Origin of the sequence: Paenibacillus zeirhizosphaerae, assembly GCF_030705605.1 — a bacterium.
Taxonomy (GTDB): domain Bacteria; phylum Bacillota; class Bacilli; order Paenibacillales; family Paenibacillaceae; genus Paenibacillus; species Paenibacillus zeirhizosphaerae.
Genome location: NZ_JAPCKK010000014.1, coordinates 386,096 through 403,305 on the forward strand (window position 1 = coordinate 386,096; position 17,210 = coordinate 403,305).

The window sequence follows — 17,210 nt, forward strand, 5'->3', positions numbered from 1 at the left end:
CAAAATAATTCAAAGAAATAACAAAATAATTAAACAAAAAAGCAAAGCTGCAGGATGCCGTAACCGGCAAAAGCAGCTTTGCTTTCAGAGTATAGCTCTGTTTTATTTTGTAAACAGCTTTTCAGCATCATCCAACGCCATGCGATGGCCGAGCGAGGAATAATCGAGCCATTTTTGCCCGTCCAGAATGTAGACATGCTTATTCTTGACAGCCTTGAGTGTGCCCCACACCGGGTTTTTCTCAAGCTCCTCGAATTTGCTCTTCGCTTCTTCACCCTTGCTGATGATGACAAAAATGGCGTCCGCATCATAATCCGGCAGCACTTCCTGGGAAATAACCTGGTAAGGCTCGTCCGTGATTTGTTTTACCCCTTCAGGAGGCGTTAATTTGAGATCCTCATACAGGATAGGTCCGAGCGGGCGCTTCATGCCCATGACGCGCAGCTCCTTCGCCGTCATCCGGATTGCCATCACTTTAGCGTCTTCCCCAAGCTCACTGCGGATCATCTGGCCTACCTCGTTCGCCTTTTTGTCATATTCCTCGATAAAAGTCTTCGCTTCCGCTTCCTTCCCTACAATCTGCGCAATACGGTTCAGATGGTCGCGCCACGTGCCTGAGTCCATGTCAATGCTGATGGTAGGCGCAATTTTTTCATAGCTGGCCAGATCCTTGCCCCCGAATTCTTGATCCACGTAAATGACGTCAGGCTTCAGCGCAAGCACAGATTCCATATCAGGATCAGCAGCTACTCCCAGCTTGGCAGTTCCATTCAGCCTATCAGCCACATGCGGCAGGAAGTCCTTCACATCCCCACCAACAACAGATCCTGCCGGTTGAATGCCCAGCGCCAGCAAATTGTTTGTAATATGGATCGAAAGGGATGCAATAACAGCGTCTGCAGCATGGGTTTCTGTCTCCGTTTCAGCAGCGGCACTCGAGTCGGCAGCGTTACCGTTGCTGGTGTTCTGGGACTGCGCTGGCTGGCCACAAGCGGCAAGCATAAGGATTAAAGTTAGACCCAACAGGGTCAGTAGCATTTTTTTCATGATGATTTATTTCCTCCGGTAATTAAGATTTTGTCTTAAGCAGTAAGTATAAAAAATAGGGTCCCCCGATGGCGGCAACGACGACCCCGGCAGGGACAGCATTCGGCATGAATATGGAACGTCCTACCGTATCGGCGGTGACTAGAATCACCAGACCGGTAAGGGCGGATGCCGGCAGGAAGTGGGCATGCCGCGGTCCGGCAAGCCGTCTCGCAATATGGGGTGCAATCAGGCCGATGAAGCCTATGCTTCCCGTCATAGCCACACTGGCGCAGGAAACGGCTACGGCCAGCATCAGCAGCACGATGCGGCTGCGGTTTACGAGACTGCCTACTCCTGAAGCCATTTCATCGCCCAGTGTGAAAAGGTCAAGCGTACGCGAACGGGCGTAGCACAGCGGAACCAGAATTACGATCCAGGGCAGCAGAGCCCATACATGAATCCAGTCCCTCCCCCATACACTGCCTGCCAGCCAGCGTGCGGTGAAGGAATAGGTATCCTCATCCAGCCTTAAAGACAAGAATAGTGTGACGGCGCTGATTCCCGCCTCGATGGCTATCCCTACAAGCAGCAGACGTATCGGGACAAGGCCTTTGAACCTGTCGTAAGCCAGCAGCACAATAACTACGGCGGTCAGCACGCCGGCGGCAAAGGTAAACAGCGGAATTAGCAGCGCTGCCGGGCCTTCCATCGTCCTGAAGAAGGAGACAAACACAATGAGGCCGAAAGCAGCCCCTGCGTTAAGACCCAGAATGCCCGGGTCCGCCAGCGAGTTGCGCGATATCCCCTGCAGTACGGCCCCAGCCGTACCGAGTCCAATCCCGGCCAGCATCGTAACCAGGATGCGCGGCAGCCTGTACTCGAACAGCACCAACTGCTCCGTCTCTGTTCCTCCACCGAACAGAACGTGAAACACTTCCAACGGAGAGATACGGATCGTACCCGTATTCAAGCTGATCATGATAACGATCAATGAGGTTAACAGCAGGAGCAGGCACACCGCCACCGCTTTGAAGGTCCTCCGCTTTTCCACATGCCTCATCTACAGCTCCCTCCTTTCCTGCCGGGCCAGGTACAGGAAAAAAGGAACGCCAACGATAGCCACCATGGCTCCAATAGCGAACTCTCTCGGCGGATTGACCATGCGGGACGCAAAATCGGCCCACATGAGCAGAATCGCTCCCCATAGGCCTGATAAGGGTACCAGGACCCGATAATCTACGCCGACGAATCGGCGAACCAAATGAGGCACGACAAGCCCGACGAAGCTGATGGAGCCTACGACAGATACAGAAGCTCCAGCCAGGACAACCACCGCCGCCAGAGCCAGGACTCTCACCCTGCCGGTATGTACGCCCAAATTGGCGGCCGTCTCTTCGCCCAAGCTCAAAAAATTGATCGGCCTGCTAATCGCAAATGCAAACAACAGAGTAACCAGGATGAGTGGGACAAGTATGCGAAGATGCTCCCATCTCACCCCAGCGGCTCCCCCAGCGTACCAAAAGGCTAAATCTTGACTAAGATCATAATAGATCGCAATGCCGGTACTCAGGGAATGCAGCATCGCGGCGACCACAGAGCCGGCAATCGTCAGCTTTAGAGACGTTAGTCCCCCCTTCGTTGATAAACCGAGCATTACAATAAAGAGTGTACTAAGAGCAGCACCCGCAAAAGATATGATCATCAGCAGTGAGTATGAGATACTCGGAGCTATCGCAAAGCTGATTGCCACGGCGCAGGCGGCGCCCGCATTTATGCCCAGTACCCCGGTGTCCGCCAGCGGATTGCGTGTGACCCCCTGCATCAGAGCACCGGCTGTAGCAAAGGCCGCGCCTGTAATCGCAGCACCCAACACGCGCGGCAGCCTCAGGTCATGAATAACGGTATGAAGCGTTATCGACGGATCATAAAAAAACACAGCCGACCACACCGCAGCCAGACTCGCTTCCTTGGCTCCGAACGATACGGCTGCTAGCGTGGTTATAACCAGTACTGCACAGGAGAATAAAAACCATAAGAGGGTTATGTATAATTTGCTCCGGATCATTGTGTGTGTTGGCCAGCCCTCCTACGTTAATATTGATAATCATTATCATTTAACGTTTATAAATATTACACTATCTTTTTAAACTCCACAATCATTTTTTTGCAAATGAAAGCAAACGATGCCACAAACAATTCAACCAGATAGATACTTACTGTGAATACTCCCATCGCCTGAAGAGGCGGGGGCTTCTTGTTTCGACGATCGCTGCCTTTCTGTAGGAAAGGTCTGACTGGATCTCCACAAGCGTTCGATGCGGCACACGCATCCCGTTCGGGGCAAACCCTCCCTACGGTATTCAGTCCATCACGCTACGATGCTCAAAGCCCGCTGCAAAATGACCTGGGCCGAAACGATGTCTCTGTCCTGCACCAGTCCGCATTCTTTGCATTCATGAAGCCGGATCGCCAACGTTTTTGGAACATCTGCACCGCAGATGCAGGTTTGCGATGTGCCGTGGGCGGGCACTTGTACGAGTCGCTTCCCCTGTCTTGCGGCTTTATACGACAGATACGTGATGAACCTTCGCCATCCGGCATCCGAGATGCTTTTGGACAGCCGGCGGTTACGGATCATGTTCTTCACTTTCAGCTGCTCTACCGCAATCAGGTCATGTCCCTGAACGATGCGGTGCGATTGCTTGTGCAAGAAATCTTTGCGCTGCCGCGCCACTTTCTGGTGGATGTTCGCGACCTTCTGTTTGGCTTTCTGCCGATTGCGGGAACCGCGCGCTTTCCGGGACAACCGCTGCTGGGCGCGTCTGAGCCGCTTCTCTGCTCTTCGCAGATGCCGTGGGTTGTCCACCTTCGTCTCATCGGACAGCGCCGCAAACGTGCGCAGCCCAACGTCGATGCCCACGGCTGTTTTCGCCGTCTGGTCGGCTTCCGCTGCCTCTATGTTCACGCCGATCCCCGCCATCCACCCGTCTGCATGCCGTTTCACGTTGATTTGAGTCACATTTGCCTGGTCGAACGAACGATGTGTACGCATGCGGACAAAGCCGATTTTGGACAGATAGACGTATCTATCCCGAGCGAAGGTCTTGCTTACCGCACCAGGCTGAGGGTATGTAAAGGAAAGATATCGGTCGGCTGACTTATAATGGGGAAAACCCGCCTCGCCGCGAAAGAATCGCTGATAGGCATCATCCAAACGCCGCAGGCAATCTTGTAACACTTGGGAATGAACTTCTTTATATTCGGGAAATTCCTTCTTGAAGACGGGCAATTCATTTTGCTGCATGGCATAGGTGACGGTTCTGCCCTCTTGGTTGTAGACGGTATCCCGTTGCTCCTTCGCCCGATTGTACAGCTTCCGGCACATGATCAACGTTCGAATCATGAGTTCTTCCTGTTTGGGGGTCGGGTAGAGGCGAAATTGATACGTGATTTGCACGAAGGGTCACCGCCTTAATAGGAACATATATTCCCATTATATCACACAAACATTCGACTAGGAAAGTGCCCGCCTTATACAATAGGCCAGTGCATTTAGGCTTCGCCTAACCGAGATTCATCCCCTACCTAAAAGTTTTGTGAGCGTTGCTTCCTGAATAAGCTTCGAACAAAACTCGCTTCGAAAGCATTGGCTCAGAGGAAGGGGACTTCTCCCGGAAGGATGTTAAATTTAATATTTTTACGCATATTCCTATAAACTATTAGGAGATATCCGACGAAAAATAGAGTATAAGAAGGTTATAACTTTTATGAATGAAGAATTGAAAAAAGCGTTGGAGCAATCACAAGCTGTTATCGTAAAGCTGTTCGACGGAAACATCCTGCTGGGGTGGCCCATGCTTCTCCCGGACGCCTCCGCATTCAAACTGTACGATGACAAGAATGTGCATACCGTTGCAGTAACGGATGTCGAGAAAGTCACGAGATTAATTGTCTAGAGGAGTTCAGGGAGCAAGCAGTTAATGCTGAAGCCACCGGATCAGCCCGAAAAGGGCACACCAAAGGACCAGGCTGATGCATATCCCCCAGAACACACCTTTAAACAGCTTCATGTCACCAAGCAACCTTTCCTAAGCTTTCCGTTATTATAACATGCATCCTTCCTAAGGAACACGGAGCGGGCGGTATCAGGTTTCTCTTTCTCTATCCTCTACAATGACCATAATACCGCCCCTACTTACACCCTTCCCCTTTCCGTTCAGCAGAACACTCTCAGGCTTGATACATCGTCACTAGTAAGCGATATCCAGGCTCCGCATGCTGGTATAACTGTCGACTGATATGAAAAAATTCACTAAATCAAATTATTTAATGAAAATTTTCCGAAAAAGATGTATAATTATTGACATAATAATTCAGCCGAAAGGATGAACAAAGATGACAACCACAACAAGAGTGCAGGAATTAAAATCATTACTTCCGCGTGAACATCAAGGCATTTCCCATTTCGTCGAACACGCACTGGAATCCATTGATCAATTTGTAGAACAGCATCGTCAGTTTGTAGCCGCACAGGCGCTGTACGGAGAAAGAATCAATGGTAAAGAAGAGGTCTTGTTCCGCGAAACGATCAGTGATATAAAAAAACAGCTTGTTGTAACACTTGAAAAAACAGTCGAGGATTTTGTGCACAAGGGCGACAAGCATTGGAGCAACCATTTTAAGGACGGCGTGGAATAAAATACAAAGTAAAAGCCCTGGCTCGCAGAGACCAGGGCTTTTACTTTTACCGTAAGCTTCAACATACCTTATAACCGTTAATTAGCCGCTTACTTTCACAGCAGCGGTCACATATTTCCCGCCGTAGGAAACCTTGATCGTAGTGCTTCCCTTGGCAACCGCTTGAACAGTACCGCCGCTGACCGTTGCAACGCCCGCTTTGGTAGATACCCATATGGCCTCAGCGGCTACATTTTTGCTTCCACCATTGTCATACTGCGCCGTTACCGTTAAAACCTGGCTCGCCCCCGGGGCAAGCTTAACATTTTTACTGCTGATGACAAGCTTCTTCAGCTTAGGGGATACCGTAACCTGAATCTGAACGCTCTTATCCTGGTAAGTACCTGTCAAAGTAGTGGTCCCGATGCCAACAGCCTTGATCGTAGAACCTTTCATGGTCGCTACCGCTGCATTGGATGTCGTCCATTTCATGCTTTGGGTCAGATTGGTTGATGTACCGTCTGTATAAACACCGGTTATCTTGATTCCCTTGCTGGTTTTCAGGTTCATCCCCACATTTGCCGCACTGGAGGAAAGACTCTGGAGAACCGGCTCCACTTTTACAGAAGCTTTCACGTATTTCCCCATATACATTGCCTTGACCGTTGCAGTCCCTTTGCTGACCGCTTTGATCTTGCCATTCTGAAGGGTAACCCGTGCGTTGGAAGCGACCCATGACACTTCTTCACTAATATCCATGGATGCCCCGTTGGAAAGCTGGGCTTTAACGGTCGGCAGGGATGCCTCCTGGCCTGCTGTCAACGTATATTTGGCTTGAGAAACTGTAAGCTTAACCACTTTATACTGTACCGTCACGGGGATTTGCAGCTGCTTCCCGCCGACAGAAGCGGTCAGATTCGTTTTGCCCGGAGCGGAGGCGACAAGTTTGCTTCCTTCCAGCTTGACCACAGATGTATTGCCGACTGACCAGGTCACATCAGAAGTCACATTCCGTCTGGACTCGTCCGCCATATAAGCAGAAATGCTTGGAAGGGATGCTTTGCTTCCTACGGTGACTGATACACTCGCTTTGTTGGCTACGAGACGATCGATCGTCGGAAGCACCGTCACCTTGACACTTTTGCTGTTTCCGTTATAAACCACCTTCACCGTCGACTTGCCGGCTGCCTTCGGCGTGAGAACTCCCTCACTTACGGACAGTACAAGCGGGGCAGAGCTACTCCATTCCGCTCTGTCCGATACATCCGTTTTCGCCCCACTGACCGATACATCCGTTGCTTTCAATTTTTGTGACGGCCCTGCCAAGAACATGGACAGACTTCCGGTTTCACTTAGTAAAAGTGCTTGTGAAGAAGATCTTACGTACACAGTAATCTGGGTGCTAAGTCCTTCTGAACGGGCTGCTATGTATGCAATACCTTTGGCTACAGGTGTAACCAGACCATTCTCCACCGTCGCGACCGATGTGTTGGACGAACTCCAGCTAACTCCCGAGACAGCCTCCGTCTTGCCGGAGGAGAGCGTTCCTGTTACCCCTAGCTGCTTCGCCTGTTCGCCAGTCAGTAGTTCAAGTTTCCCGGACGGCTCCAATGTCAGCTTTGTATAACGGGCTTTGACGGTTATGTTCCGCGACAGGGTCTTCCCATTCCATTGAGCGGTAATTCTCGCTGTTCCTTTGGAGAGAGGCGTAACCAGACCATTCTCCACCTTGGCGACACCCGTATTGTTTGACGTCCATTTCGCATCAGCGGTCACATCCGTCTTGTTGGACGCACTATCGACAGCCACTACCTTGAATTGGACTGCATCTCCCCCTGTAATCCATTCGTCCGGTACCTGGCCGCTCCATTCCAATGCCGCTGAATCCGTTCCCGCCGCACGAACCACATCCGCCGGAAAAACGGTCAGAAACAACAGTAATACAGCGAGTAAATAGACACATCGCCTGCTTGCAATTACCATGTACTTCTCCCCTTTTCATCTTTCTCTTAATTAGGATAAGAAAAACATCTATCGACTTACTTTCAAAGAAGATAGACCGCATGTAGCGGAAGTTTTTCTTGCGATTATAGAATTATTTAGCCCTGCTGAAACTTGAAATTCTATAATCTAAAAAGTCCCAATCTATATTATCGGAGAGTAGCATGTTATTTTAAAGATTTTTATGAAAATTAGGTTTATATTACCATATCTTTTTGCACAAATGAGCACACATTCATCATCCACGTAAAGAGCGCACAACAAATGTACAGGTGTCCTTGCTCAGTTTGCGGCCGTCTGCCATGACTGCAAAATTCCGGTCATGACTCCGGATTCTCAAATTATAGGCAACAAGCTGTTCTCCCTGCCATACGGTGACAGCAGATTGGAAATACACGGCATTATCAAACTGCAGCATATCCGACATCACATAGCCTACGGAATTCAGCCTTCTGCGTGAACGGCCTTTGTGATCCGCGTTCAAAGGCTCAATAACGCTAATCTGCTCGAAAGGGATCGACTGCATTTTGGGACCAAGTATCAGGCATTTGTCCGCGTAATTCATTCGTTCCACGGTTCCCCGTATCTGTATCATTCCATCCTCTTCATAGTGCACAATGACCTGACGCCCAATCCATTGTCGCATGCCGCCACCTCCAGTTGTCAGCGATTCAGTATGGCCCAGTCAATCGGCTGCATACCGTGTTCAGTCAAAAACACATTCGTACGTGAAAAAGGCCTGCTTCCAAAAAAGCCCCGGTGTGCGGCAAATGGGCTAGGATGGCTGGATTCGATCACTAAGTGCTTTTTCTTATCTATAAATGCACCTTTCTTCTGCGCATGGCTTCCCCATAAAATAAATACGGCCGGCTGACTGCGGCGGTTAAGCGTCTCAATCACCGCATCCGTAAACATCTCCCACCCGATCCCTTGATGAGACTGGGGCTGGCCACGCCGAACGGTCAGCACGTTGTTCAGCATGAGCACTCCTTCCTCTGCCCAATGCACCAAATAACCATGGTTAGGAATAGGTACTCCAAGATCACTATGCAGCTCTTTATAGATATTTTGCAAAGATGGCGGCACTCTTACACCCGGTTTGACAGAAAAACTCAAACCGTGAGCCTGTCCTGGTCCGTGGTACGGATCCTGCCCCAATATAACGGCTTTGGTTCCGCTGAACGAAGTCAGCTTAAGCGCGGAGAACAGATCCTCCTTGGCCGGGTATACCTCATACTCTTTATATTCCCTTGCAAGTCGGTACCTTAATTCATTAAAATAAGACTTCTCTCGCTCCTCCTGAAGCACTTCATCCCAGTCATTGCCAAACATGCGCTTCCCCTCCCTGATGAAAACAAATCTCCAGATATGAAAATAGGCCGACTCCTAAGATCCGGAGCCAGCCTATTACTGCATATTACTGTTAATGCCGAGGACCGGGATCGAACCGGTACGGTAGTCACCTACCGCAGGATTTTAAGTCCTGTGCGTCTGCCAATTCCGCCACCCCGGCTTATAAATCCTTGACACATAAGGCTTTTCGACAACTGCCACCGTTGAGCTAATCGCACAGTATCATTAAATGCTGCAGGAAATGTATCCTGCTTAATCAATACCAACCCTGTGCGGTGAAGCAATCTGAAATATACCACGATTGTATAACTAATGCAACCCCTGATATTCACTTCATTGTATAAGCATACGCCGCATAAACTGTTCAACGTAAAGAATTATTTCAACCGTGCCATAGACTTCAAGAACGATAGGAAATGGAGGTAATGGTATGCAAATCCATGTGGTTCAGCCCGGCCAATCACTGTACAGCATTGCTCAAGCCTATTCCGTCACTATAGAAAATATCACACAGGCGAATCGAATTTCGACGACCGAGCCTCTTGTTGTCGGTCAAACTCTGGTCATCCCAATCAGAGGCTCCTATTATTGGATAAGTGCAGGAGACAGTTTTTACACGATTGGGCAAAGGTTAGGGATTCCTCCCAGTGTCCTTGCGCAGGTAAACCGGATGTCTCTGAATCAAACGCTCCCCGTCGGTTTACGGTTGTACATCCCGCCGCTCCCCAAAAGCAGAGCAGAGATTAACGCCTATGTGGAACCCAGAGGAACACAGGTTAGTGAAGGATTAAAGGCTGCCGTAAGGGAGGCAGCACCAGATTTGACGTACCTGGCCCCCTTCAGCTTCCGGATTCAGCGGGACGGAACGTTGGCTCCGCCGCTGCTGGACGATTTTCCTGCCATAGCAAACGCGAACGGTATCACGATGATGATGGTGGTTACGAATCTGGAAGAAGACCAGTTCAGTGCGGAACTGGGTCAATTGATCCTAAACAATCGGGAGCTTCAGAACAGCCTGCTGGAAAATATCATTCAAACCGCAAAACAGTTAGGCTTTCGGGACATTCATTTTGACCTCGAGTTTCTGCGTCCTGCGGACAGGGAAGCGTACAATGCATTTCTGCGCCGTGCGGCAGACCGGATTCACCAGGAAGGCTTCCTGATTTCGACGGCTCTCGCACCCAAGACCAGCGCTTCCCAAATGGGCGAGTGGTATACTGCACATGATTACAGAACCCACGGGCAAATCGTCGATTTCGTCGTGATTATGACCTATGAATGGGGGTACAGCGGGGGGCCGCCTATGCCGGTCTCGCCGATCAGGCCCGTGCGCCAGGTGCTGGAGTATGCTCTGACGGAAATGCCTGCCAACAAAATCATGATGGGTCAAAATATGTACGGCTATGATTGGACGCTTCCCTATGTGCAAGGCGGAAAATATGCGGAGGCGCTCAGCCCTCAGGAGGCGATTGCCCGGGCGCGCAGACGGAATGCGGCAATCCAATACAATTATGAGGATCAAGCACCGTTCTTTCGGTACTGGGATGATGAGGGAAAAGAACATATCGTATGGTTCGAGGACGCCAGATCCATTCAAGCAAAAATTAACCTTGTGCAGGAACTCGGATTGCGGGGAATCAGCTATTGGAAGCTAGGTCTGCCGTTCCCGCAGAACTGGCTGCTTATTGAGGATCGCTTTCAAGTGGTTAAGAGATAAAGTAGCACAAGCAAACTAATACTCTGCCTGACACTATATTTGGTTCGATGAGCAGGTCATCAAATAGCACCGTATTTGAACAGAGAATGTATAATCATTGAGCCTGCTCACCCCCCTTAAGCTACATGAGCCTGCGCCTCTCTTTGCCTTCCTCCACGATAGGTTTCACATTGAATCCTGTAAGAATGAAAAAAAGTCCTAATGTGATAAATTACCACACAGGACTCCTTATGTATTAAATGCTGAAAAGTGCTAGTGCCGAGGACCGGGATCGAACCGGTACGGTAGTCACCTACCGCAGGATTTTAAGTCCTGTGCGTCTGCCAATTCCGCCACCCCGGCTTAATGTCACATTTCTTAGCGTTGTACTGTTCGCAATGACATGCATCACGAACGAATAAAACCTGTATAATAGGGGTACCTATATATATTACGCTTTTTTTCGTTATTTGTAAAGATTAATTTATAAAAAAATTAAACCCAAGCATAACGTAGGGCCAGCCCCCCGTTCAACATATTATTTCACAAAAACCATAATCCAGCCGATGATAGAAATCCAAAGTACGACGCTGATGAGTGTCCCCCAAAGCATGCCTGTCGCAAATCTGCCCTCTCCATGAGGGCGCGCCTCCTTAACCTTTGCCAACAGCTTCAATTCATTCCGATCCATTAGAACCCCTCCCTAAGATCTATTTCGACATTTAAGGGGGATTTATGTAGACCAAAGTCAATATATTTTTAAAATTATGTCCTTGGCAAAAGCATCACAGCGACTCCCGCAACGCATAGAACGGCACCCCAAATATCGTAGGCATCAGGGAGCTTTTTATCAACCAACCACGCCCAACCTATGGACAGCACGATGAATACTCCGCCATATGCCGCATATACTCTTCCAAAAGAAGAAAATACCTGAAATGTGGCAATGATGCCATAGAGAGCAAGAATGATCCCCCCGGCGAGCCCCAGATACCAGGTGCGACCTTCGCGAAGCCACTGCCAGATCAGGTATCCTCCGCCAATCTCTGCGAGCCCGGCAAGTAGGAATACCAACACGGCTTTTAGCATCATAATCCCTCCTTTGCAGACAAGTGTACCGCAAAAGAAGGAGCCACGCACACCATTCAAAAACCAGTAAAAAACACTTGACGAAATAATGGGCAATGTTGTATATTAATCAATGTCGCTGTTTATTTACAACATATTTGATAAGTACTATTTAGGGCCCTTAGCTCAGTTGGTTAGAGCGGTCGGCTCATAACCGATTGGTCGGGGGTTCGAGTCCCTCAGGGCCCATAAATATAAGAACCTCTGCATATGCAGAGGTTCTTATATTTTTTTGGTACCGGCTATTAATTTTAAAATTGAACAGAATGAATCCGCTCACAAGTTGAACCTGTACAAAAAAGACGGGGCAATGGGTTGTGCACCGTCAAGTAGACCATCAATCACGGAATAAACTTTACACCATAACGCCCTTTTTTCGACTGATACACCTCCACAGCCCTTGGATCATGATAACCGTAAATCCAGCCGTCTTCCTCAAGCCGCTTAGCTAAACAGCCCGCCTGAAACTTGGTTGTGTACAGCTTGCCGAAATACACCCACCTCATGGCTCTACCTCTCTTCAGCTCGTTTTTCCTGGTTTAGTGTTCCCCTTTCTTGCGCAATTAGTACAAGGTTATCCGCAGACAGCATAAACAGCCCGGCAAAGCCGGGCTAAAATGATGACCATAGCGAATATTTCTTATTGGCCGAAGGAAGCAGGGTCCTGTCTCCAGGAACGAAGCTGCCCAAGCTCGCTTTCCTGGATTGCTCCCTCGCGAAGTGCAACGTCCATAAGAGACGAATAGTTGGAGAGGGCTTCCAGCTTGATACCAGCCTCGGCAAAGGCTTGGGACGCCTGATCCAACTGGTAGCTAAAAATGGCCAGCACAGCCAGCGGAGTCGCTCCTGCCTGCTCAATCGCTTGCGCCGCTTTGATCGAGCTGCCACCTGTCGATATTAGATCCTCAATCACGATGACCCTCTGCCCTTCGCGGATCAGACCTTCAATCTGGTTCTCTTTGCCGTGTCCCTTCGCTTTATCGCGCACATAGGCCATCGGCAGATTCAGCTTCTGGGCCACCCAGGCGGCATGCGGAATACCTGCGGTAGCCGTCCCTGCAATAACCTCCGCCTCGGGATAACGTTCACGGATAATAGCGGCGAACGAATCCGCAATGAGCTCACGTACCTCCGGATAGCTCATGGTCAGCCGGTTGTCGCAGTAAATCGGTGACTTAATGCCCGAAGTCCAGGTGAATGGCTGCTGTGGCCGCAAGGCCACAGCCTTAATGCGCAGCAAATGTCCTGCGATCTGTTCAGGGATTTGTTCCAGTGAAATCATCATGCGTTCATCATCTCCTCAATAATGTGCTGGGCGGCCTCTCTTGGGTCCGCTGCCCCCGTAATCGGACGGCCTACCACAATGTAGCTGCTGCCACCGGCAATAGCTTGTCCCGGTGTCAAAATACGCGCCTGATCCAAGGCGGAGCTGCCAGCCGGGCGGATGCCCGGCGTGACCGTCCGAAAATCCGGTCCGCAGGCCTCGCGAATCGCCTGCACCTCAAGCGGAGAAGCGACTACACCGTGTAATCCGGCTTCCTCCGCAAGCCGGGCATATCTTACAACCGCCGCCTCTACAGAACCCTGAATTCCGATTTCCTCATTCATCGTACGCTGATCCGTGCTAGTCAATTGAGTCACTGCGATGATCAGCGGCAGCGACAAGGAAGAATTCTCTTCCACGGCCTCCTGCGCACCTTCTCTGGCCGCCCGCATCATAGCAGTGCCACCGGCCGCATGAACATTGAACATGTCCACCCCCAACCGTGTGATGCTGTCGGCTCCGCCGCGAACGGTATTCGGAATATCATGCATTTTCAAATCAAGGAAAACGGAATATCCCTTATCCTTCAGCTCGCGGACAAAATCAGGACCTGCCGCATAAAAAAGCTGCATACCCACCTTCATATAACAGGGAATTCCCTGCAGGCTTGCAACCAAGCTGCGCGCCTTCTCCGCATTCGGAAAATCCAGCGCGACCATCAGACGCTCAGCCATGTTCTGCGATAACGTTGTCACTACCTCACATCTCCCATCCGTGATAAAGGACATCCTTCAGCCCTTGACTGTCGGATGTCCTTTCAGGTTTTGATTATGCTGTCAGGCTTAACGGCTCAGTGCCGGCATGGCTTCTGAAGAGAAGTTCAGTGTCTCCAGCATGCCCAGCAGAGCGCGAACCGTATCCAGAGACGTCATGCACACGACTCCGTTCTCTACCGCTTCTCGGCGGATGCGGAATCCGTCCCGTTCAGGAGTTTTGCCTTTGGTCAGCGTATTGAACACAAAGTTCGCTTCGCCTGTGCGGATCAGATCAAGAATGTTCGGCGTACCCTCGCTCAGTTTGTTCACAATCGTTACAGGAATTCCAGCCTGCTCCAGCGCGGCTGCCGTGCCACCTGTAGCAATGATTTTGTAGCCAAGCTTGTAAAATCCGCGCAGTAACTCTACCGCTTCCGCTTTATCCTTATCAGATACCGTAGCGATAATGGCTCCTGTAGACGGAATTTTCATGCCGGCTCCGACCAGCCCTTTATAGAGCGCCTTGGCATACTTCACGTCACGGCCCATCACTTCACCGGTAGATTTCATTTCCGGTCCAAGAGTAGGTTCAACACGACGCAGCTTCGCAAAGGAGAATACCGGTACTTTTACCGAAACGTGATCACTTTCCGGCCAGAGGCCGTCTTCATAACCAAGGTCTTTCAACCTAGTGCCTAGGATGGCCTGGGTTGCAATATTCGCCATCGGAATGTTGGTCACCTTGCTCAGGAACGGCACCGTCCGGGAAGAACGCGGATTCACCTCGATCACGTACACTTCATCGTTATGGATAACAAACTGGATGTTAACCAATCCGACCGTTTTCAGCTCTTTAGCAATGCTGATCGTAATTTCCACGATTTTCCGCTTCAGGCTGTCTTCCAGATGCTGCGGAGGATACACCGCGATCGAGTCGCCGGAGTGAACGCCTGCACGTTCAACATGCTCCATAATGCCAGGGACAAGCACCGTCTCCCCGTCGCAAATGGCATCAACCTCCACCTCTTTGCCGAGCATGTAACGGTCGATCAGAACCGGATGCTCCGGATTGATTTTAACCGCTTCTTTCATATAGCTGAGCAGTTCAGTGTCCGAGTATACAATTTCCATCGCACGTCCGCCGAGTACATAGGAAGGGCGAACCAGCACTGGATAGCCCAGTCCCTGTGCGGTTCCTACCGCTTCATCGACTGAAATGACCGTATTGCCCTGCGGCTGTGCAATGCGGAGACGGGACAGCAGCGCTTCAAACTTTTTGCGGTCTTCCGCTTCATCAATGCTGGCCAGATCGGTACCCAGAATTTTAACTCCTGCAGCGCTCAGCGGCGCAGCCAGGTTGATGGCCGTTTGGCCACCGAACTGGACGATCACGCCAATCGGTTTTTCCTGCTCGATGACGTTCATAACATCCTCGAAGAAGAGGGGTTCGAAGTACAGACGGTCGGATGTATTGAAGTCTGTGGATACCGTCTCAGGGTTGTTGTTAATAATAACCGCTTCATACCCTGCTTTTTGAATCGCCCATACCGCGTGCACCGTTGAGTAGTCAAACTCGATGCCCTGACCGATACGGATCGGCCCGGAGCCGAGAACGACCACTTTCTCTTTCGAGGTCCCGGTTACCTCATTCTCAGTTTCATATGTCGAGTAATAATAAGGGGTAGTCGCCTCAAACTCTGCTGCACAGGTATCAACCATTTTATAGACAGGACGCAGATTATGACTCAGACGGAACTCACGCACGTCCGCTTCCTTGGTGCAGTTTCCGCCTAATTGGCCGTATGCGCGCACCTCTGCAATCGAACGGTCCGTAAAACCGAGACGCTTGGCCTGATACAAAGTCTCATAAGTCAATTCCGGCTCTTCTGCCATGCGGCCTTCGAAAGCGATGATGCCTTCAATCTTATCCAGGAACCACCAGTCTACCTTCGTTAAATCCTGAATCTCCTGCTGGCTGTAGCCGCGGCGGAATGCTTCGGCAATCAGGAACATGCGCTCATCATCCGCTTTAACGAGACGGCTCTTCAGCACTTCATCGGACAGCTCTTCCGCTCCTTTCAAATGGAGGCGGTGTACGCCGATTTCAAGCGATCTGACCGCCTTATGAATCGATTCCTCAAATGTCCGCCCGATCGCCATCACTTCACCGGTTGCTTTCATTTGCGTGCCAAGCTTACGGTTTGCTGACGTAAATTTGTCGAACGGCCAGCGCGGAATTTTGCTTACGATGTAGTCCAGCGTTGGCTCAAAGCAGGCATACGTTTGTCCCGTAACCGGGTTAACGATCTCGTCGAGTGTATAGCCCATGGCGATTTTGGCAGCCATCTTGGCAATCGGATAGCCGGTTGCCTTGGAAGCCAGCGCGGACGAGCGGCTTACACGCGGATTCACTTCGATAACATAGTATTGATAGCTGTAAGGGTCCAGCGCAAATTGCACGTTACAGCCGCCCTCAATGTTGAGCGCACGGATGATTTTCAAGGACGCAGAGCGCAGCATCTGGTATTCCCGATCAGATAGCGTCTGGCTTGGTGCTACGACGATACTGTCTCCTGTATGGACACCCACCGGATCGAAATTCTCCATGTTGCACACAACGATGCAATTGTCGTTGCTGTCACGCATAACCTCGTATTCAACTTCCTTCATACCGGCAATGCTCTTCTCGATCAGACACTGTCCAATCGGACTGTAACGGAGACCGGAAGCTACTGTCTCACGCAGTTCTTCCTCCGTAGCGCAGATACCGCCGCCTGTACCTCCAAGCGTGTAGGCCGGGCGGACAATAAGCGGGTAGCCGATCTCTCCAGCAAAATCCAGCGCCTCCTGCATTGTGGTTACGATCACGCTTTCAGGCACAGGCTGATCCAACTCACGCATGAGATCACGGAACAGATCGCGGTCCTCCGCTTTTTCGATTGAGCTTAGCTGGGTTCCCAGCAACTTCACGTTCTCGCTTTCCAGTACGCCTGCTCGTGCCAGCTCTACCGCCATGTTCAGACCAGTCTGGCCTCCCAGGGTAGGGAGAAGACCGTCCGGACGCTCCTGACGGATAATTTGCGTAACGAATTCCAGCGTAATCGGCTCAATGTATACTTTATCAGCCATATTGGTGTCGGTCATGATGGTTGCCGGGTTGCTGTTAATGAGGACAACTTCTACGCCCTCTTCCTTGAGCGCTTGGCATGCCTGAGTTCCGGCATAATCAAATTCAGCCGCCTGGCCGATAACGATCGGCCCAGAACCGATTACCAGTATTTTCTTGAGATCATTATGCTTCGGCATA

General features: G+C 50.5%; 16 protein-coding genes and 3 tRNA genes. 4 read left to right on the top strand and 15 right to left on the bottom strand.

Translation table 11 applies throughout. The features are described 5' to 3' along the window. Nucleotides 1-102: 102 nt before the first annotated feature. From OIN60_RS08915 to OIN60_RS08930, 4 genes are all read right to left on the bottom strand, one after another. Nucleotides 103-1,047: an ABC transporter substrate-binding protein gene (locus OIN60_RS08915; RefSeq protein ID WP_305754506.1), complete on the bottom strand. Its 945-nt coding sequence runs from the start codon at nt 1,045-1,047 to the stop codon at nt 103-105. 22 nt (nt 1,048-1,069) lie between these two features. Then, entirely contained in the window at nt 1,070-2,089 is a 1,020-nt protein-coding gene (locus tag OIN60_RS08920) for a FecCD family ABC transporter permease (RefSeq protein ID WP_305754507.1), read from the bottom strand. Then, on the bottom strand, nt 2,090-3,094 hold the full coding sequence (locus OIN60_RS08925) for a FecCD family ABC transporter permease (RefSeq protein WP_305754508.1): 1,005 nt from the start codon (nt 3,092-3,094) through the stop codon (nt 2,090-2,092). Nucleotides 3,095-3,397: 303 nt separating this feature from the next. Continuing rightward, complete coding sequence (locus OIN60_RS08930; protein ID WP_305754509.1) at nt 3,398-4,486, bottom strand: RNA-guided endonuclease InsQ/TnpB family protein; 1,089 nt, start codon at nt 4,484-4,486, stop codon at nt 3,398-3,400. A gap of 310 nt (nt 4,487-4,796) precedes the next feature. On the opposite strand from OIN60_RS08930, the gene OIN60_RS08935 reads away from it, so the two are divergent. Then, entirely contained in the window at nt 4,797-4,985 is a 189-nt protein-coding gene (locus OIN60_RS08935) for a hypothetical protein (protein ID WP_305754510.1), read from the top strand. A gap of 439 nt (nt 4,986-5,424) precedes the next feature. Continuing rightward, nucleotides 5,425-5,727 (top strand): hypothetical protein, encoded by a 303-nt coding sequence (locus OIN60_RS08940; RefSeq protein ID WP_305754511.1) that lies wholly within the window; start codon nt 5,425-5,427, stop codon nt 5,725-5,727. An 81-nt stretch (nt 5,728-5,808) separates the two neighbouring features. On the opposite strand, the gene OIN60_RS08945 is transcribed toward OIN60_RS08940, so the two are convergent. From OIN60_RS08945 to OIN60_RS08960, 4 genes are all read right to left on the bottom strand, one after another. Next, nucleotides 5,809-7,689: an Ig-like domain-containing protein gene (locus tag OIN60_RS08945; RefSeq protein WP_305754512.1), complete on the bottom strand. Its 1,881-nt coding sequence runs from the start codon at nt 7,687-7,689 to the stop codon at nt 5,809-5,811. 256 nt (nt 7,690-7,945) lie between these two features. Further along, the gene (locus OIN60_RS08950) at nt 7,946-8,353 is read right to left on the bottom strand and encodes a hypothetical protein (protein ID WP_305754513.1); all 408 of its coding nucleotides are present in this window, start codon (nt 8,351-8,353) and stop codon (nt 7,946-7,948) included. A gap of 17 nt (nt 8,354-8,370) precedes the next feature. After that, on the bottom strand, nt 8,371-9,039 hold the full coding sequence (locus OIN60_RS08955; protein ID WP_305754514.1) for a uracil-DNA glycosylase: 669 nt from the start codon (nt 9,037-9,039) through the stop codon (nt 8,371-8,373). Nucleotides 9,040-9,134: 95 nt separating this feature from the next. After that, nucleotides 9,135-9,220 (bottom strand) — tRNA-Leu (locus OIN60_RS08960). Nucleotides 9,221-9,490: 270 nt separating this feature from the next. On the opposite strand from OIN60_RS08960, the gene OIN60_RS08965 reads away from it, so the two are divergent. Beyond that, nucleotides 9,491-10,777 (top strand): glycoside hydrolase family 18 protein, encoded by a 1,287-nt coding sequence (locus OIN60_RS08965; protein WP_305754515.1) that lies wholly within the window; start codon nt 9,491-9,493, stop codon nt 10,775-10,777. 256 nt (nt 10,778-11,033) lie between these two features. Here OIN60_RS08965 and OIN60_RS08970 read toward each other — a convergent pair. The 3 genes from OIN60_RS08970 to OIN60_RS08980 form a co-directional block, all read right to left on the bottom strand. Beyond that, nucleotides 11,034-11,119, bottom strand: a tRNA-Leu gene (locus OIN60_RS08970). Nucleotides 11,120-11,294: 175 nt separating this feature from the next. Next, nucleotides 11,295-11,447, bottom strand: coding sequence for a hypothetical protein (locus OIN60_RS08975; RefSeq protein ID WP_305754516.1), 153 nt, complete (start codon nt 11,445-11,447; stop codon nt 11,295-11,297). 74 nt (nt 11,448-11,521) lie between these two features. After that, the gene (locus OIN60_RS08980) at nt 11,522-11,845 is read right to left on the bottom strand and encodes a YnfA family protein (protein WP_305754647.1); all 324 of its coding nucleotides are present in this window, start codon (nt 11,843-11,845) and stop codon (nt 11,522-11,524) included. Nucleotides 11,846-11,999: 154 nt separating this feature from the next. On the opposite strand from OIN60_RS08980, the gene OIN60_RS08985 reads away from it, so the two are divergent. Beyond that, nucleotides 12,000-12,073: transfer RNA gene (locus tag OIN60_RS08985), tRNA-Ile, on the top strand. 152 nt (nt 12,074-12,225) lie between these two features. Here OIN60_RS08985 and OIN60_RS08990 read toward each other — a convergent pair. The 4 genes from OIN60_RS08990 to carB all read right to left on the bottom strand — a co-directional run bounded on the left by OIN60_RS08990 (nt 12,226) and on the right by carB (nt 17,209). Continuing rightward, nucleotides 12,226-12,390: a helix-turn-helix domain-containing protein gene (locus OIN60_RS08990; protein WP_305754517.1), complete on the bottom strand. Its 165-nt coding sequence runs from the start codon at nt 12,388-12,390 to the stop codon at nt 12,226-12,228. Between the two features lie 134 nt (nt 12,391-12,524). Further along, the gene (gene pyrE / locus OIN60_RS08995; protein ID WP_305754648.1) at nt 12,525-13,166 is read right to left on the bottom strand and encodes an orotate phosphoribosyltransferase; all 642 of its coding nucleotides are present in this window, start codon (nt 13,164-13,166) and stop codon (nt 12,525-12,527) included. Continuing rightward, nucleotides 13,166-13,936, bottom strand: coding sequence for an orotidine-5'-phosphate decarboxylase (gene pyrF / locus OIN60_RS09000; RefSeq protein WP_305754518.1), 771 nt, complete (start codon nt 13,934-13,936; stop codon nt 13,166-13,168). The genes pyrE and pyrF overlap by 1 nt, the downstream gene beginning before the upstream one ends. Before the next feature lie 54 nt (nt 13,937-13,990). Beyond that, entirely contained in the window at nt 13,991-17,209 is a 3,219-nt protein-coding gene (gene carB / locus OIN60_RS09005) for a carbamoyl-phosphate synthase large subunit (protein WP_305754519.1), read from the bottom strand. Nucleotide 17,210: the final 1 nt, after the last annotated feature.

Bases quoted from the DNA above. Each gene is read 5' to 3' on its own strand.
- OIN60_RS08955 (WP_305754514.1), bottom strand. From the start codon at position 9,039: ATGTTTGGCAATGACTGGGATGAAGTGCTTCAGGAGGAGCGAGAGAAG.
- OIN60_RS08920 (WP_305754507.1), bottom strand. From the start codon at position 2,089: ATGAGGCATGTGGAAAAGCGGAGGACCTTCAAAGCGGTGGCGGTGTGC.
- OIN60_RS08980 (WP_305754647.1), bottom strand. From the start codon at position 11,845: ATGCTAAAAGCCGTGTTGGTATTCCTACTTGCCGGGCTCGCAGAGATT.
- OIN60_RS08975 (WP_305754516.1), bottom strand. From the start codon at position 11,447: ATGGATCGGAATGAATTGAAGCTGTTGGCAAAGGTTAAGGAGGCGCGC.
- OIN60_RS08925 (WP_305754508.1), bottom strand. From the start codon at position 3,094: ATGATCCGGAGCAAATTATACATAACCCTCTTATGGTTTTTATTCTCC.
- OIN60_RS08945 (WP_305754512.1), bottom strand. From the start codon at position 7,689: ATGGTAATTGCAAGCAGGCGATGTGTCTATTTACTCGCTGTATTACTG.
- OIN60_RS08965 (WP_305754515.1), top strand. From the start codon at position 9,491: ATGCAAATCCATGTGGTTCAGCCCGGCCAATCACTGTACAGCATTGCT.
- pyrE (WP_305754648.1), bottom strand. From the start codon at position 13,166: ATGATTTCACTGGAACAAATCCCTGAACAGATCGCAGGACATTTGCTG.
- OIN60_RS08990 (WP_305754517.1), bottom strand. From the start codon at position 12,390: ATGAGGTGGGTGTATTTCGGCAAGCTGTACACAACCAAGTTTCAGGCG.
- OIN60_RS08915 (WP_305754506.1), bottom strand. From the start codon at position 1,047: ATGAAAAAAATGCTACTGACCCTGTTGGGTCTAACTTTAATCCTTATG.
- carB (WP_305754519.1), bottom strand. From the start codon at position 17,209: ATGCCGAAGCATAATGATCTCAAGAAAATACTGGTAATCGGTTCTGGG.
- OIN60_RS08950 (WP_305754513.1), bottom strand. From the start codon at position 8,353: ATGCGACAATGGATTGGGCGTCAGGTCATTGTGCACTATGAAGAGGAT.
- OIN60_RS08935 (WP_305754510.1), top strand. From the start codon at position 4,797: ATGAATGAAGAATTGAAAAAAGCGTTGGAGCAATCACAAGCTGTTATC.
- pyrF (WP_305754518.1), bottom strand. From the start codon at position 13,936: ATGTCCTTTATCACGGATGGGAGATGTGAGGTAGTGACAACGTTATCG.
- OIN60_RS08940 (WP_305754511.1), top strand. From the start codon at position 5,425: ATGACAACCACAACAAGAGTGCAGGAATTAAAATCATTACTTCCGCGT.